The organism is Kitasatospora sp. NA04385, assembly GCF_013364235.1.
GTDB lineage: Bacteria > Actinomycetota > Actinomycetes > Streptomycetales > Streptomycetaceae > Kitasatospora.
In genome coordinates, this window is the sequence record NZ_CP054919.1 from 2,078,475 (window position 1) to 2,095,016 (window position 16,542).

A 16,542-nucleotide genomic window follows, 5' to 3' on the forward strand; every position below is an offset into this window, starting at 1 on the left:
TCAGCTCTCCTCCGCGATGGTGTCCAGCGCGTGCTGCAGGTCCTCGGGGTAGGAGGAGGTGAACTCGACCCAGCGCCCGTCCTCCGGGTGCTCGAAGCCCAGCGAGACGGCGTGCAGCCACTGCCGGGTCAGGCCCAGCCGCTTGGCCAGCGTCGGGTCCGCGCCGTAGGTGAGGTCGCCGACGCAGGGGTGGCGCAGCGCGGACATGTGCACCCGGATCTGGTGGGTGCGGCCGGTCTCCAGCTTGATGTCCAGCAGGGACGCGGCCCGGTACGCCTCGATCAGGTCGTAGTGCGTGACGGAGGGCTTGCCGTCGCGGGTGACGGCCCACTTCCAGTCGCTGCTGGGGTGCCGGCCGATCGGCGCGTCCACGGTGCCGGAGAGCGGGTCGGGGTGGCCCTGGACCAGCGCGTTGTACTTCTTCTCGGTGACCCGGTCGTGGAACTGCCGCTTCAGGTCGGTGTAGGCCCGCTCGGACTTGGCGACCACCATGATCCCGGAGGTGCCGACGTCGAGCCGGTGCACCACGCCCTGGCGCTCGGCGGCGCCGGAGGTGGAGATCCGGTAGCCGGCCGCGGCCAGGCCGCCGATCACGGTGGGGCCGGTCCAGCCGGGGCTGGGGTGCGCGGCCACGCCGACCGGCTTGTCGATGACGACGACGTGGTCGTCGTCGTGGATGATCCGCATGCCCTCGACGGCCTCGGCGACGACCTGCACCGGCGCGGCCGGGGCCGGGATCTCGACCTCCAGCCAGGACCCGGCGGTGACCCGGTCCGACTTCCCGGCGGCCGCGCCGTCCAGGGTGACCTTGCCCTCGGCGGCGAGTTCGGCGGCCTTGGTGCGGGAGAACCCGAACATCCGGGCCAGGGCGGCGTCCAGCCGCTCGCCCTCCAGGCCGTCGGGTACGGGGAGGCTACGGGTCTGCGCTGCGATGCTCACCCACCCGAGTATGCCCGACCCGCACCGGCCCCCCGCCCCACCGGGGGCCGCCCCCGGGCCCGCCGCACCCCGCCCCGGAGCCCCCGCGCCCCGCCCGGAGTCACCCCGCGCCCCGCCGGGAGGGGCCCCCGCACCCCGCCCGGAGTCGTCCGGTACCCCGCCCCGGGGCCGCCGCGGGCACGTCCTAGCATCGGAGCCGCACCACCACTGACGGCCCGGTCGACGGGGACGGGGCCGGAGCCGAGGGGGGACCAAGCCCATGAAGGCCCGCACGATAGGCGCCGCCGCCGCTGCCGCAGTGGCCGCGCTCGCGGCCCGCGACCTGCTGCAGAAGCGGCACGCGCTGCTGCGCAACTTCCCGGTGGCCGGGCACGCCCGGTACCTGCTGGAGCGGATCGGCCCGGAGCTGCGGCAGTACATCGTGACCTCCAACGAGGAGGAGCGCCCGTTCAGCCGCGACCAGCGCAGCTGGATCTACGCCTCCGCGAAGGAGGAGAACAACTACTTCGGCTTCGGCACCGAGGTCGACGTCGCGCACGTCCAGGGCCACGCCTACCTGAAGCAGCGCACCTTCGCCGGCCCGCTGCCGGACGCGCACGACCCGCAGGCCCCGCTGCCCTCCGCCAAGGTGCTGGGCGGCCCGCGCGGGCGGGCGAAGGCGTTCCGCCCGGGCAGCGTGGTCAACGTCTCCGCGATGAGCTTCGGCTCGCTCTCCGGCGCCGCGATCACCGCCCTGAACGAGGGCGCGGCGCAGGCCGGCGCGCTGCACAACACCGGCGAGGGCGGCCTGTCCCCGTACCACCGCAAGGGCGGCGGCGAGCTGGTGCTGCAACTGGGCACCTCGTACTTCGGGTGCCGGAACGAGGACGGCGGATTCGACCTGGCCCGGCTCAGGGAGGTGGTGGCCTCCGCCCCGGTCCGGGCGATCGAGATCAAGCTCTCCCAGGGCGCCAAGCCGGGCCTGGGCGGCATGCTGCCGGGCGCGAAGGTGACGCCGGAGATCGCCGCCATCCGCGGCATCCCGGTCGGGAAGGACTGCGCCTCGCCGTCCCGGCACAGCGCGTTCGGCGACACCGACTCGATGCTGGACTTCGTCGAGCTGCTGGCCGCCGAGACCGGCCTGCCGGTCGGGATCAAGAGCGCGGTGGGCGAGCTGGGCTTCTGGCGGGAGCTGGCGTCGATGATGGCGCGCGGCGACCGGGGCGTGGACTTCGTGACCGTCGACGGCGGCGAGGGCGGCACCGGCGCGGCGCCGCGGATCTTCGCCGACTCGGTGTCGCTGCCGTTCCGGATGGGCTTCTCCCGGGTCTACGGCACCTTCGCCGAGCTGGGCCTGACCGACCGGCTGACCTTCATCGGCTCCGGCAAGCTCGGCCTGCCGGAGAACGCCGCGGTGGCCTTCGCACTCGGCGCCGACCTGGTCAACGTGGCGCGCGAGGCGATGCTGTCGATCGGCTGCATCCAGGCCCAGAAGTGCCACACCGACCGCTGCCCCACCGGCATCGCCACCCAGGACCCGTGGCTGGCCCGCGGCATCGACCCGGCGTCGAAGGCCACCCGGGCCGCGCACTACCTGCGCACCCTGCGCCGGGAGCTGACCAAGGTCTCCTCCGCCGTCGGCGTCGCCCACCCCGCGCTGATCACCCCCGAGGACATCGAGGTCCTGAACGGCGACTACGAGGCCCGCACGCTGGCCTCGGTCTACGGTTACAAGGACGGCTGGGGGCGGCTCGGCCCGGAGCTCGCCGAGGAGATCACCCGGCTGCTCACCGCCTGACCCTCACCGCCTGACGCTCAGTGCCTGACCCTCACCGCCGCAGCAGGACGACGCCGGTCGCCGCCGTCGCCGCGAGCAGCACCAGCACGATGACGTGCACCGCCAGGTCCCACCCCCACGAGCGCCGGTCGGCCGCCGGGTCCAGCGTGAACCCGGCCGGGTCCCCGGGCGGGTGGTGCACCGTCACCTCGCGCCCGCGCGCCCGGGCCGGGTCGGCGAGGTGCGCGGTGCAGTGCGCGGTGACGGCGGTGCCGTCCCGGGTGGTGAACGCGAGGACGGGCGTGAGGGTGGTGAGGGTCGAACCGTCGTCCTCGTCCACCCGGACGTCCCGGAACACGGCGACGATCCGCCCCGGCACCGCGTCCGTCCCGGCCAGCCGGGCCCGCTTCGCCCGCCGGTCCCGGACGGCCCCGGGCAGGTACCAGAGCCCGAGCAGCGCCCACGGCCCGGCGGTGCCGACCAGCGCCCACGGCCAGGCCCAGCGGACGGCGGCCAGCGCCACCAGGCCCGCGTAGAGCGCGAACAGCGCGCCGGCCGGCCCGGCCAGGCCCCGGGCGGGCCGCTCGGGGGCGTTGGCGAACCGGTGCTCCTGCGGCCGCCCGCGCGGGTGGCTGACCCCGATCTCCCGGCCCACCCACACCGCGGTGAGCGTCTCGCCGCGCCCGTCGTCACCCTCGACGACCACCTCCCGGCCCGAGGCCGGGTCCCGGTAGACGACGGTCACCGGGATGCCGCCGATCCGCGAGCCGCCGTCCCGCACCGGGCCGACCGCCCGGATCCGCCCGGCCAGCCGGACCGTCCGCTGCGCCTCGGTCACGCCGGCCAGCGAGCGGACCGCCCCGACCAGCGCCACCGCGCCCCACGCCGCGCACCACAGCAGCAAGACCCCGTCCCACCCCACGCGCCCTCCCCGGCCCGCCGTCCCGTTCCCCGACACTGTGCCCAGCGGGGCGCCCCCGACACACCGGCGCCCGCCGGAACGCCCCCGACACGCGGATGCCCGCCGGACCTCGACGGTCCGGCGGGCACCCGGGCGGGAACGTGCGGGGCGGTCAGCCCTCGCCGTCGGGCTCCGCGGCCTTCTCCCCGGCCGGCTCGGCCTTGGCGGCCGGCCCGCCGTGCGTGGTGCCGTCCGGGTTGGAGCCGCGGAAGGAGAGCAGGACGACCAGGATGCCGCCGCAGACGATCGCCGAGTCGGCGAGGTTGAAGACCGCGAAGTGCTGGACCGAGATGAAGTCGACCACGTGCCCGCGCAGCACCGAGGGGGCGCGGAACAGCCGGTCGGTGAGGTTGCCGAGCGCGCCGCCGAGCAGCAGGCCGAGGGCGATCGCCCAGGGCAGGCTGTACAGGCGGCGGGCGATCCGCCAGATCACCACGATGACGCCGGCGGCGATCGCGGTGAACAGCAGCGTCATGGCCTGGCCCATGCCGAACGCGGCGCCGGGGTTGCGGATCACCTGGAAGGTCATCCAGTCGCCGATCACCCCGATCGGGCTGCTCCGGCCCTCCAGCCTGGCGACGACCAGCAGCTTGGAGCCGAGGTCGATCAGGTAGGCGAGCAGCGCGACGGCCAGCAGCACGCTGATCCGTCGGCGGCGGACCACGGCGCGGCCGCCCTCGGCGGCCGTCGCTCCGGCGTCCTGCGGCCGGTCCGCTCCGGGGGCCGGGTCGGTCACCGGCTCACCCGCCCCGGCGGGAGGGGCGGTGGGGACGGCGTCGTCCTGGGTCTGGTGGGAACCTGGCGTGCTGATGATCCGCTCCGCTGCCGTGTGGAATGCGCCGGGTGGAATGCCGGTCGACGTGCTTGGGGACGAGGGTACGGCACCGCCCGCCCCGTTGGCCGCCGCGGCCGGGATTGTCCGGCCGCGGACGCCGTTCGACCGGCACTCCCGGTCAGCGGCGTTCCTGCTTGGCCTTGCAGCTGACGCAGAGCGTGGCGCGCGGGAAGGCCTGCAGGCGGGCCTTGCCGACGGGCTGGCCGCAGGACTCGCAGCGGCCGAAGGCGGTGCCCTCCAGGCGGGCCAGGGCGCGCTCGGTCTGGGCGAGGCTGTCACGGGCGTTGTTGGCGAGCGACAGCTCGCTCTCCCGGTTGATGTTCTTGGTGCCGGCGTCGACCTGGTCGTCGCCCGCGCCGTCGTTGGAGTCCCGCATCAGGCCGGCGATGGCGGCCTCGGAGGCCTCGATCTCGGCGCGCAGCCGGACGATGTCGGAGGCCAGCTCGTCGTGGAGTTCGGCGACCTCCTCGGCCGTCCACGGGTCCTCCCCGGGGCGGACGGGCAGCTCGGCCGGGTCGACCGACTCGGCGCCGCCGCGGGCCCCGCTGCCGGCCGGCACGTGGTTGCGGCTGCTCGCCGCGGTGTGTCCGGCGGTGCCGGTCTTTCGCCGCGCAGTACTCACGGTCCCCTCCCCTGGGTCGCCCGCCACGGCCTCGCGCGACCTCTTGGTCACGGTTCCTGTCGCCTTCTCCGCCATGGCTTTCGACCTCATTCACGAATGATCAGAAGCGTCGGTTCCCGACGATCTTGCCGGTCCCGGAACGATAAACCCCATCGAATCAGGCCACAACGGGACATACCGAAGCACCTGGCCGATCCCACCCGCGCAGCCGCCGCCGGGTCCGCGCTGCACAAGTTGTGCCCAGATCGCCCCCGGCTAACCACTCCGGCCCCGGCTCGCGGGTGCGCGAAACGGCTTGCGGGGGCCGATACACTGGGCCCTGCAAGGCGCAGATGGGACGAGTACCGACGTACGCAGCCAGGAGCGACCCGGGGGCGGTGTGAGCCCGGGGGTGTGCGCGGCGGGAAGATCACCCCGGAGCCGCCGGAAGAACGGCCCGGTCCAGGGCCCAGTAGAACCGGCCGCAAACCCAAAGAGAGGGCCGCAGCGCGCGCGGTCAAGGAGGGTGGTACCGCGGGGCGGCTCGCCGTCTCGTCCCTCCGTCGGAGCCAGTCCACGCATCCGCCGGAGGTAGACGCCCCCATGTCGCCCACGTACAACGCCGTCCCGCCGCAGGTAGACCTGCCCGCGCTGGAACACCGCATCCTCTCCTTCTGGCAGGACCAGAAGATCTTCCGGCGCAGCCTGGAGCAGTCCGAGGGCCGCCCCGAGTGGGTGTTCTACGAGGGCCCGCCCACCGCCAACGGCATGCCGGGCGCGCACCACATCGAGGCCCGGGTCTTCAAGGACGTCTTCCCGCGCTTCCGCACCATGAAGGGCTACCACGTCGCCCGCAAGGCCGGCTGGGACTGCCACGGCCTGCCGGTCGAGCTCGCGGTGGAGAAGGAGCTGGGCTTCTCCGGCAAGCCGGACATCGAGAAGTACGGCATCGCCGAGTTCAACGCCAAGTGCCGCGAGTCGGTGACCCGGCACACCGACGCGTTCGCCGAGCTGACCACCCGGATGGGCTACTGGGTGGACCTCGACGAGGCGTACCGCACCATGGACCCGTCCTACGTCGAGTCGGTGTGGTGGTCGCTGCAGCAGATCTTCGACAAGGGCCTGCTGGTCCAGGACCACCGGGTGGCCCCGTGGTGCCCGCGCTGCGGCACCGGCCTGTCCGACCACGAGCTGGCCCAGGGCTACGAGACCGTGGTCGACCCCTCGGTGTTCGTCCGCTTCCCGCTCACCTCCGGCCCGCTGGCGGGCACCGCCGCCCTGCTGGTGTGGACCACCACCCCGTGGACGCTGGTCTCCAACACCGCCGCCGCCGTCCACCCCGGGGTGACCTACGTGGTCGCCACCGACGGGAACGAGCGCCTGGTGGTCGCCGAGCCGCTGCTCGCCAAGGCCCTCGGCGAGGGCTGGGAGGCCACCGGCGAGTCCTTCACCGGCGCCGAGATGGAGCGCTGGGCCTACCGGCGCCCCTTCGACCTGATCGAGATCCCGGACGCGCACTACGTGCTGACCGCCGACTACGTCACCACCGAGGACGGCACCGGCATCGTCCACCAGTCGCCCGCGTTCGGCGCCGACGACCTCGCCACCTGCCGCCGCTACGGCCTGCCCGTGGTCAACCCGGTGGAGACCGACGGCACCTTCGCCGCCGACGTGCCGCTGGTCGGCGGGGTGTTCTTCAAGAAGGCCGACGAGGCCCTGGTCGCCGACCTCCAGGCCCGCGGCCTGCTGTTCCGCCACCTCCCGTACGAGCACAGCTACCCGCACTGCTGGCGCTGCCACACCGCGCTGCTCTACTACGCGCAGCCGTCCTGGTACATCCGGACCACCGCCGTCAAGGACGCGATGATCCGCGAGAACGAGGCCACCAACTGGTTCCCGGAGACGGTCAAGCACGGCCGCTTCGGCGACTGGCTGAACAACAACATCGACTGGGCGCTGTCCCGCAACCGCTACTGGGGCACCCCGCTGCCGATCTGGCGCTGCACGGACGACCACCTGACCTGCGTCGGCTCGCTCGCCCGGCTCTCCGAGCTGACCGGCACCGACCAGTCCGGCCTGGACCCGCACCGCCCGTACATCGACGAGGTCACCTTCCCCTGCCCGCAGTGCTCCGCCACCGCGGTCCGGGTGCCCGAGGTGATCGACGCCTGGTACGACTCGGGCGCGATGCCGTTCGCGCAGTACGGCTACCCGTACCGCAACAAGGAGCTGTTCGAGAAGCGCTACCCGGCGCAGTTCATCTCCGAGGCGATCGACCAGACCCGCGGCTGGTTCTACACGCTGATGGCCGTCGGCACCCTGGTGTTCGACAAGAACTCCTACGAGAACGTCGTCTGCCTGGGCCACATCCTGGCCGAGGACGGCCGCAAGATGTCCAAGCACCTGGGCAACATCCTGCAGCCGATCCCGCTGATGGACGAGCACGGCGCCGACGCGGTGCGCTGGTTCATGGCCGCCGGCGGCTCTCCCTGGGCGGCCCGCCGGGTCGGCCACGGCACCATCCAGGAGGTGGTCCGCAAGACCCTCCTGACCTACTGGAGCACCGTCTCCTTCCAGGCCGTGTACGCCCGGATCGCCGAATGGGCCCCCTCCGCGAACGACCCGGCCCCGGCCGACCGCCCGGTGCTCGACCGCTGGGTGCTGTCCGAACTGCACACCCTGGTGCGCGAGGTGGACGCCGCCTACGAGGCGTACGACACCCAGCGGGCCGGCAAGCTGCTGTCCGGCTTCGTCGACGACCTGTCCAACTGGTACGTCCGGCGCGGCCGCCGCCGCTTCTGGCGGGGCGACGCCGCCGCGCTGGCCACCCTGCACGAGGCGCTGGAGACCGTCACCCGGCTGATGGCCCCGCTCACCCCGTTCATCACCGAGCGGGTCTGGCAGGACCTGGTCGTCCCGGTCGTCCCGGACGCCCCGGTCTCCGTCCACCTGAGCAGCTGGCCGGTCGCCGACGAGAGCCTGGTCGACCCGGAGCTGGCCAAGCAGGTGGCGCTGGTGCGCCGCCTGGTCGAGCTCGGCCGCGCCACCCGGGCCGGCAGCGGCGTCAAGAACCGCCAGCCGCTGCTGCGCGCGCTGATCGCCGCCCAGGGCTGGGAGGAGCTCCCCGCCGACCTGCGGGCGCAGATCTCCGAGGAGCTCAACGTCCTGGAGCTGGAGTCGCTCGCCGGGGTGGGCGGCTCGCTGGTCGACACCTCCGCCAAGGCCAACTTCCGGGCGCTGGGCAAGCGCTTCGGCAAGGGCGTCCAGGAGGTCGCCAAGGCCGTCGCCGCCGCCGACGCCGCCCGGCTCTCCGCCGAGCTGCGCGCCACCGGCACCACCTCGGTGGAGCTGGACGGCGAGCCGGTCGCGCTCTCCCCCGAGGAGGTGATCATCACCGAGACCCCGCGCGAGGGCTGGGCCGTCGCCAACGAGTCCGGCGCCACCGTCGCCCTCGACCTGACGATCACCCCGGAGCTCAAGCGCCTCGGCGTGGCCCGCGACGCGGTCCGGCAGATCCAGGAGGCCCGGAAGAACTCCGGCCTGGAGATCACCGACCGGATCCACCTCCAGCTCGCCAGCACCGACCAGGACGTCCTGGCCGGCCTCACCGAGCACCAGTCGCTGATCGCCGCCGAGGTCCTGGCCGAGACGATCGGCCTGACCATCACCGACCCCGACGCCCCGCGCTTCGGCGACGAGGACCTCGCCCTGGAGTTCACCCTCCGCAAGGCGTAGCCGCTCCGCCCCTCCCCGCGCCCCCGGCCGCCGCGAGCGACGGCCGGGGGCGCGGGGAGGACGGCGGGAGCTCCCCGTCCGCACCGCGCCGCCGCAACCGCGAAGGGCGCCCCCGGCCGCGATGGCCAAGGGCGCCCTTTCGGTTGCGCGCTGCGGTCCTGCTAGTTGTCGCCGTCCTCGTCGATCAGGAAGCCCCGCATCGGCGCGGGAGCCTGCTGCATCGGCTGCGGCGGCTGCGGACGGACGGCCGCCATCGGCTGGGTCATGCCCGCCGGGGCCATCGCCCCGTTGCTGCTCGCGGAGCCGCCGCCGAAGGACGGGGCACCGGAGGAGCCGCCGAAGGAGGAGCCGCCGAACGACTGGTTCCCGCCGAAGGACGGGGAGGAGCCGAAGGACGGCGCCGGGGAGGACATCGCGCTGGCACCGGCGGGCGCCATCGACGACGCGGCCGGCGGCAGCGAAGCGGTGGCGGGGATCCGCGGCGGGGCGAGCGAGTCGTCCGCCTGCGACTCCAGCTGGCGCAGCTGGGTCTCCAGGTAGGACTTCAGGCGCGTGCGGTACTCGCGCTCGAAGGCGCGCAGGTCCTCGACCTTGCGCTCCAGCGTGGCGCGGGCGGACTCCAGCGAGCCCATCGCGACGCGGTGCTTCTCCTGGGCGTCCCGCTCCAGGGCGTCGGCCTTGGCGCGGGCGTCCCGCTCCAGGCCCTCGGCGCGGCTGCGGGCCTCGCCGACGATCTTGTTGGCCTCGGAGCGGGCCTCGGAGATGGCCTGGTCCGCGGTCTGCTGGGCGAGCGCCAGGACGCGGGCCGCGCTGTCGCCGCCGGGGGCCTGCTGCTGCATCGGGTTGCCCATCGGGCCACCCATCGGCTGGAGCTGCTGACCGCCCATCGGCTGCAGCTGCTGGCCGCCCATGGTCTGGCCCATCTGCTGCTGCATCGGGTTGCCCATCGGCTGCAGCATCTGGCCGCCCATCGGCTGGACCAGCTGCTGCTGGCCGCCCATGGTCTGGCCCATCTGCTGCTGCATGGGGTTGCCCATCGGGTTCCCCATGCCCTGCTGGTTGCCCATGCCCTGCTGGTTGCCCATGCCCTGCTGCGGGCCGGCGGGCAGCTGCGGGGCACCGGAGGGCAGGCCGAGCGGCTGGTTGCCCATGCCCTGCTGGTTGCCCATGCCCTGCTGGTTCCCCATGCCCTGCTGGGGGCCGGTGAGCTGCTGCGGGCCGCCGAGCTGCTGCGGACCGGGGCCCTGCTGGCCGGGCACCGGCGGGCCGGATATGGCGGCGGGGACGGGGGCGCCGGGGCGGCCGCCGTCCTGCGGGGCCTGCTGCTCCTTGCGCATGTTGGCCTGGTTCTGCGCGGCGGCACGCGTGGCGGCGGCCAGCTTGGCCCGCAGGTCCTCGTTCTCGCGCAGCAGGCGGGTCAGCTCGGCTTCGACCTCGTCGAGGAAGGCATCGACCTCGTCCTCGTCATAGCCTTCGCGCAGCCGGACGGTCGTGAACTGCTTGTTCCGAACGTCCTCGGGGGTCAATGGCATCTCTTCACCTCAACGTGATCGTCGGACCGGCATCCTGTCGCATCGTTCAGAACGACAGGCGCTGCACGAGCGAGATCAGGACATACACAATGATCATCAGTACGAAGAAGGACAGGTCGAGCGCCACGCCCCCGAGACGCAACGGCGGGATGAAACGCCGAAGAAGCTTGAGTGGCGGATCTGTGACAGTGTACGTGGCCTCCAGCACCACGACCATGGTCTTCCCAGGACGCCATGAACGGGCGAACTGGAACACCCAGTCCATGACGAGCCGGAAGAGCAGGATCAGCAGGAACACGGTCAGCACCCAGTAGAGCACCGAACCGAAGATCCCCATCGCGTCTCCCTCTCCCTGGCCGACGTTCCGTCAGTGACGCTCTGTCAACAGACCCACACGTGTGGTCGTGGGTTCGGGTCAGCTCTGGTTGAAGAACCCACCCTCGGCGATCCGAGCCTTGTCCTCCGCCGTGACATCGACGTTAGCAGGCGACAGCAGGAACACCTTCTGCGTCACGCGCTCGATACTGCCGTGCAGACCGAAGACCAGTCCAGCGGCGAAGTCTACGAGCCGCTTGGCGTCCGTGTCGTCCATCTCGGTCAAATTCATGATCACGGGGGTGCCGCCGCGGAACTGTTCCCCGATGGTACGGGCCTCGTTGTAGGTCCTCGGGTGCAGCGTGGTGATGCGGTAGGGCTCTCGTTCGTTGACGACCTTGGGCATGATCACCGGGGTGCTCTTCTCCAGGTTGCGGTGGCGCTCGGATGTGATGGACGACACGGGGGCCATCCGCGGCTGCTCCTGCCGGATCGGCACCGCGGCGGGCACCGGCTGGGGCGCGATGTGGGCCACGGGCGCCGGCTGCGGGGCGGGTGCGGCGGGGGCGGGGGCCGCGGCCCGGAGGTCCTCGGTCCGGCCGGTGCGGATCGGTTCCGGATCCGCGTCGTAGTCGTCGTCGGGGTCGTACCCCTGGCTGTCGTAGGTCTCGTCCTCGACCAGACCGAGATAGACCGCCATCTTGCGCATCGCGCCGGCCATGCTGCTGTCTCCTCCGCTCATGCGCCCACCGTGTCGCCCTGCGGATGCCGCGGTCCTCTTACGACCTGTCAGGCCGACGGTCCGTCAGACCGCGGAGTGTGCGCTCGGATGCGATCCACGGTTTACCAGCAGACTGATCATCTGCTAGGTTCTGTCCTATTTTGTCCTGCAGTCTGATCTACTTACTCGGTGACGTTACCCGAGCGGTGACCGCACTCCGAGCACCGCCGTACCGACGCGTACGTGTGTCGCTCCGGCGGCGATGGCCTGCTCCAAGTCCCCGCTCATCCCTGCCGAGACCATGGTTGCAGCCGGATGGGTCGCGCGTACGTCGCTTGCGATTTCCGCCAGCCGCGCGAAGGCGCGCGCCGGGTCGCCCGCCAGCGGGCCCGCGAGCGGTGCGACCGTCATCACACCGTCCAGTCGCAGCCCGGGCGTGTCGGCGATCTTCTCCGCCAGTGCGCGCACCTCGGCGGGGGCCACCCCGGCCCGGTGCTCCCCCTCGCCCGCCTCTTTGTCCAGGGCGACCTGCACCAGGCAGCCCAGCGGCGGGCGTTCGGCGCTGCGGACGGCCGCGGCCAGCGAGTCGACCAGCCGGGCGCGGTCCACCGAGTGCACGACGTCGGAGTAACGGACCACCGAGCGGGCCTTGTTGGTCTGCAACTGGCCGACGAAGTGCCAGGTCAGCGGGAGTTCGACGCACGACTCGGCCTTGGGGGCGGCGTCCTGGTCGCGGTTCTCGGCGACGTCGGTGACGCCGAGCCCGGCGAGCAGCGCGGTGTCCTCGGCGGGGTGGGTCTTGGTCACCACGATCAGGGTGACCTCCGCGCGCGGCCGGCCGGCCGCGGCGCAGGCGTCGGCGATCCGGCGCTCGACCACGTCGAGGTTGGCGCCGAGCTGCTCGTAGCGGGCGCGCTGCCCCTCGGTCAGCGCGGCGGCGAAGGCGGCTCCGCCCGGGAACGGACCGTAGATGTCGTTCGTCATGAGTGTGAGGGCCCCAGCCAGACGTAGCTCGCGAGTCGGCCGGTCCGCTGCTCCCGACGGTAGGAGTAGTGGTCCGGTGATTCGAGGGTGCAGACGGATGATCGGACCACATCCTGCACGCCCCCCTCGGCGAGCTGCGCGGCGACCCCCGCGGGGACGTCCAGCGCGGGGGTGCCCCAGGAGGTCTCGGCCCGCGCGGCCGGGACGAGCGCGGCGACCTCGGCGCGCATCGCCTCCGGCACCTCGTAGCAGCGGCCGCAGACCGCGGGGCCGACGGCGGCGCGGATCCGCTCGGGCCGGGCGCCCAGGGCGCGCATCGCGGCGAGCACCGCGGGGACGACCCCGGCGGCCAGGCCCGGGCGTCCGGCGTGCGCCGCGCCGACCACCCCGGCGGCGGGATCGGCCAGCAGCACGGGGGTGCAGTCGGCGGTCAGCACCGCGAGGGCCAGCGGGCGGTCGGTGACCACCGCGTCGACGGTCGGGGCGGTGCCCTCGGGCTGGCGCCCGGTCACCACCTCCACCTCGGCGCCGTGCACCTGGTTCATCCAGACCACATCGGCCGGATCCAGCCCCAGCTCCCGGGCCGCGAGGAAACGGTTCTGCTTGACGGATTCGGGCGAATCGCCCACTGCGCCGCCGAGGTTGAGCTCCCCGTACGGCGCGGTGCTCACCCCGCCCCACCGGGTGGTGGAGGCGAAGTGAGCACCGTGTCGGGAGAACGCGTGGATCACTTGAGGAAGTCCGGCACGTCGAGCTCCTCGGCGGGGCTCTCGACGTACGGCCGGTGCACCGGCTGGACCTGCGGCGGCACCGGCGGGGCGGTGGCCGTCACCGGGGCCGGGGTCTCGGCCGGGCGGGCCGGCTCCTCGGGGCGGGTGACCGAGCCGATCGAGCCGTAGGACGGCCGGCCGGCCGGGCGGTCGGAGCCGGCGGCCGGGGTCGAGGACGCGGTGGAGGCGGAGGAGGAGGTGGACTTCACCACCGGCTCGCGGACGATGGCCGGCGGCTGGCCGCCGTCGAACCCGGCGGCGATCACGGTGACCCGGACCTCGTCGCCGAGCGCGTCGTCGATGACCGCGCCGAAGATGATGTTCGCCTCCGGGTGGGCGGCCTCGCTGACCAGCTGGGCGGCCTCGTTGATCTCGAACAGGCCGAGGTCGGAGCCGCCGGAGATGGAGAGCAGCACGCCGCGGGCGCCGTCGATGGAGGCTTCCAGCAGCGGCGAGGAGATCGCCATCACCGCGGCGGCCTTGGCGCGGTCCTCGCCGCGGGCCGAGCCGATGCCCATCAGCGCCGAACCGGCGTCCGACATGACCGACTTGACGTCGGCGAAGTCCAGGTTGATCAGGCCCGGGGTGGTGATCAGGTCGGTGATGCCCTGGACGCCGGAGAGCAGCACCTGGTCGGCGGAGCGGAAGGCGTCCAGCACCGAGACCTGGCGGTCGGAGATCGACAGCAGCCGGTCGTTCGGGATGACGATCAGGGTGTCGACCTGCTCGCGCAGGCTGGCGATGCCGTCCTCGGCCTGGTTGGCCCGGCGGCGGCCCTCGAAGGTGAACGGGCGGGTGACCACGCCGATGGTCAGGGCGCCGAGCGAGCGGGCGATGTTGGCCACCACGGGCGCGCCGCCGGTGCCGGTGCCGCCGCCCTCGCCGGCCGTCACGAAGACCATGTCGGCCCCCTTGAGGACCTCCTCGATCTCCTCGCGGTGGTCCTCGGCGGCCTTCCGGCCGACCTCGGGGTTGGCGCCGGCGCCGAGGCCGCGGGTGAGCTCGCGGCCGACGTCCAGCTTCACGTCGGCGTCGCTCATCAGCAGCGCCTGGGCGTCGGTGTTGATCGCGATGAACTCGACGCCCTTGAGCCCGACCTCGATCATCCGGTTGATGGCGTTGACTCCGCCGCCGCCGATGCCGACGACCTTGATGACCGCGAGGTAATTCTGGGGTGCTGCCACGTCGGGGCCTCTCGCCTCGAATTTCCGGGTCGGCTCCCCTGGATTGTGAAGGCCGACGGATGTCGATGGGTGGGAAGCACGTGGTTCCAACCCGAACCCTAAACTTGAGGTTGAGGGTTATGGCTGTGCCCGTGTCACCTCGGTGTCGAGCACAGCTCGTTGACACAGGACAGTAGGTCGCAACCGGCGCGTGTTTCAACGAACACGCCGAGCTTCCCTTTTTCTTTTGAGCCTATGTGATCATCGACCCCTCGGTGAAACCGGGGTGACCACCAAGGGTCGGACCGGAGCCGTGGCTCCGTCAATACCGCCCCCGGGGACAGAACTTACCGGATCAACCCGACACCGCCGGGGCATCCGGCGCACTCACGTCGTAATTCGACGCCTTCTGACCGAGCAGTGCGGTCAGCACCTTCGCCTTGCGCGGGGTGTCCTCGGCGCTGCCCCAGCGGACCGTCGCGCCGGAGGCCAGCCGCAGCCGGATGTCGTCGTAGGAGTAGACCGTGAGCGAACCGGCCTGTTTCGCCACGTCCGGCGGCAGTCCGGCGGCCACCGTGATCGCCGAGCGGACCAGGGCCGGACGGTCGATGACCGCCACCGCGTCCTGGGCCGGACCGCTCAGTTCGAGGGCCACCACCGGGACCCCGGGCGGGGGCCCGGGCTCAGTGGCGAATTCCACACCCTCGGCGTCGACCTGGACGAAGCCGCCGCCGTCGCGCTGGATCGCCGCCACCGGTCGGCGCTCGGTCACCTTCACCCGCAGGGTGTGCGGCCAGCCGCGCCAGACCTCGACCGAGGCGACCCGGGGGACCTTGGCCACCGCGGCCCGGGCCGCGTCCAGGTCGACCCGGGCCAGCGGGCCGGAGGCGGTGTCGCCGAGCGCCCGCTCGACGTCCTGCTGGGTCAGCCGGCCGGAGTCCAGGCCCTGGACGGCCACCCCGCGGACGTCCAGCACCGAGGAGAGGAACACCGTCCAGCCGAGGCCGCCGAGCACCAGCGCGCCCAGCGCGACCAGCACCACGACGCCTCGCCGGGACAGCCGGAGCCGGGTCGGACGGGCGGTTTCGCCGTCCTCCCCGAGCTCCTCCTCGTACTCCTCGTCAGCCACGGCGCCGGCCGCTGCGGCTGGCCTCGATCGCCTCGTACACCATCTGCACCAGCAGGTCGTCGGCGTCCCGGCGGCCGAACTCGGCGGCGGCGCGCGACATCTCCCACAGCCTGGCCGGGTCGGTCAGCACCGGCAGCACGTTCTTCAGCACCCAGTCCGGGGTCAGCTCGGCGTCGTCGACCAGCAGGCCGCCGCCCGCCTTCACCATCGGCTGGGCGTTCAGCCGCTGCTCGCCGTTGCCGATCGGCAGCGGAACGAACGCGGCCGGCAGGCCGACCGCGGCCAGCTCGGCCACCGTCATCGCGCCGGCCCGGCAGAGCATCATGTCGGCCGCCGCGTACGCCAGGTCCATCCGGTCCAGGTACGGCAGCGCCCGGTACGGCGGCATGCCCGGGATGTCGTCGATGGTCGGCAGCTCGTTCTTCGGGCCGACCGCGTGCAGGATCTGCACGCCGTACTGCTGGAGCCGGGGCGCGATCGCCTGCACCGTCTCGTTGAGCCGGCGGGCGCCCTGCGAGCCGCCGGAGACCAGCAGGGTGGGCAGCCGCTGGTCGAGGCCGAAGTAGTGCCGGGCCTCCGGGCGGACGGTGCCGCGGTCCAGGGTGGCGATGGTGCGGCGCAGCGGGATGCCGATGTAGCGGGAGTCGCGCAGCTTGGAGTCCGGGGTGGAGACCGCGACGAAGTCGCTGTAGCGGGCGCCGATCTTGTTGGCCAGGCCGGGGCGGGCGTTGGCCTCGTGCACCACGATCGGCACGCCGGCCCGCTTGGCCGCCAGGTAGGCGGGCATCGCCACGTAGCCGCCGAAGCCGACCACCGCGTCCGCGTTGACCCGCTCGATGACCTCCTGGGCGGCGCGCACGGTGCCGCGCAGCCGGCCCGGCACGGTGATCAGTTCCGGGGTGGGCTTGCGGGGCAGCGGCACGGCCGGGATCAGCGCCAGCTCGTAGCCGCGCTCCGGGACCAGCCTGGTCTCCAGGCCGCGCTCGGTGCCGAGGGCGGTGATCCCGACGGACGGGTCGTGCCTGCGCAGCGCGTCCGCGAGCGCCATGGCCGGCTCGATGTGACCGGCGGTCCCGCCGCCGGCGAGTACGACATGCACCG

The 16,542-nt window shown here is 73.0% G+C and carries 14 protein-coding genes; 2 read left to right on the top strand and 12 right to left on the bottom strand.

Annotation, left to right across the window (positions count from 1 at the left end):
* Positions 1-939: an RluA family pseudouridine synthase gene (locus tag HUT16_RS09025; RefSeq protein ID WP_176187168.1), complete on the bottom strand. Its 939-nt coding sequence runs from the start codon at positions 937-939 to the stop codon at positions 1-3.
* A 259-nt stretch (positions 940-1,198) separates the two neighbouring features.
* On the opposite strand from HUT16_RS09025, the gene HUT16_RS09030 reads away from it, so the two are divergent.
* The gene (locus tag HUT16_RS09030; protein ID WP_176187170.1) at positions 1,199-2,716 is read left to right on the top strand and encodes an FMN-binding glutamate synthase family protein; all 1,518 of its coding nucleotides are present in this window, start codon (positions 1,199-1,201) and stop codon (positions 2,714-2,716) included.
* Between the two features lie 31 nt (positions 2,717-2,747).
* Here HUT16_RS09030 and HUT16_RS09035 read toward each other — a convergent pair whose 3' ends face one another.
* The 3 genes from HUT16_RS09035 to HUT16_RS09045 all read right to left on the bottom strand — a co-directional run bounded on the left by HUT16_RS09035 (position 2,748) and on the right by HUT16_RS09045 (position 5,113).
* A complete protein-coding gene (locus tag HUT16_RS09035) occupies positions 2,748-3,617 on the bottom strand; it encodes a DUF3592 domain-containing protein (RefSeq protein ID WP_176187172.1) in 870 nt (289 codons plus the stop codon).
* Positions 3,618-3,768: 151 nt separating this feature from the next.
* Positions 3,769-4,392, bottom strand: coding sequence for a signal peptidase II (gene lspA / locus HUT16_RS09040; protein WP_176187174.1), 624 nt, complete (start codon positions 4,390-4,392; stop codon positions 3,769-3,771).
* A gap of 217 nt (positions 4,393-4,609) precedes the next feature.
* Entirely contained in the window at positions 4,610-5,113 is a 504-nt protein-coding gene (locus tag HUT16_RS09045) for a TraR/DksA family transcriptional regulator (RefSeq protein ID WP_254897721.1), read from the bottom strand.
* Between the two features lie 582 nt (positions 5,114-5,695).
* On the opposite strand from HUT16_RS09045, the gene ileS reads away from it, so the two are divergent.
* Entirely contained in the window at positions 5,696-8,827 is a 3,132-nt protein-coding gene (gene ileS / locus HUT16_RS09050) for an isoleucine--tRNA ligase (protein WP_176187176.1), read from the top strand.
* 161 nt (positions 8,828-8,988) lie between these two features.
* On the opposite strand, the gene HUT16_RS09055 is transcribed toward ileS, so the two are convergent.
* From HUT16_RS09055 to murG, 8 genes are all read right to left on the bottom strand, one after another.
* Positions 8,989-10,359, bottom strand: a complete 1,371-nt coding sequence (locus HUT16_RS09055; protein WP_176187178.1) for a DivIVA domain-containing protein — start codon at positions 10,357-10,359, stop codon at positions 8,989-8,991.
* A gap of 46 nt (positions 10,360-10,405) precedes the next feature.
* Positions 10,406-10,696 carry a YggT family protein gene (locus tag HUT16_RS09060; RefSeq protein WP_014135258.1) on the bottom strand — a complete coding sequence of 97 codons (291 nt, stop codon included), beginning with the start codon at positions 10,694-10,696 and terminating at the stop codon, positions 10,406-10,408.
* A gap of 78 nt (positions 10,697-10,774) precedes the next feature.
* Positions 10,775-11,395 carry a cell division protein SepF gene (locus HUT16_RS09065; RefSeq protein WP_176187180.1) on the bottom strand — a complete coding sequence of 207 codons (621 nt, stop codon included), beginning with the start codon at positions 11,393-11,395 and terminating at the stop codon, positions 10,775-10,777.
* Positions 11,396-11,590: 195 nt separating this feature from the next.
* Positions 11,591-12,379, bottom strand: coding sequence for a YggS family pyridoxal phosphate-dependent enzyme (locus HUT16_RS09070; protein WP_254897722.1), 789 nt, complete (start codon positions 12,377-12,379; stop codon positions 11,591-11,593).
* Entirely contained in the window at positions 12,376-13,110 is a 735-nt protein-coding gene (pgeF, locus tag HUT16_RS09075; RefSeq protein WP_176187182.1) for a peptidoglycan editing factor PgeF, read from the bottom strand. Before pgeF ends, HUT16_RS09070 begins: the two co-directional genes overlap by 4 nt.
* Complete coding sequence (gene ftsZ, locus HUT16_RS09080) at positions 13,107-14,333, bottom strand: cell division protein FtsZ (RefSeq protein WP_176187184.1); 1,227 nt, start codon at positions 14,331-14,333, stop codon at positions 13,107-13,109. The genes pgeF and ftsZ overlap by 4 nt, the downstream gene beginning before the upstream one ends.
* A 334-nt stretch (positions 14,334-14,667) precedes the next feature.
* Positions 14,668-15,441 carry a cell division protein FtsQ/DivIB gene (locus HUT16_RS09085; protein WP_176187186.1) on the bottom strand — a complete coding sequence of 258 codons (774 nt, stop codon included), beginning with the start codon at positions 15,439-15,441 and terminating at the stop codon, positions 14,668-14,670.
* On the bottom strand, positions 15,434-16,540 hold the full coding sequence (gene murG, locus HUT16_RS09090; protein WP_176187188.1) for an undecaprenyldiphospho-muramoylpentapeptide beta-N-acetylglucosaminyltransferase: 1,107 nt from the start codon (positions 16,538-16,540) through the stop codon (positions 15,434-15,436). Before murG ends, HUT16_RS09085 begins: the two co-directional genes overlap by 8 nt.
* Between the last annotated feature and the right edge of the window lie 2 nt (positions 16,541-16,542).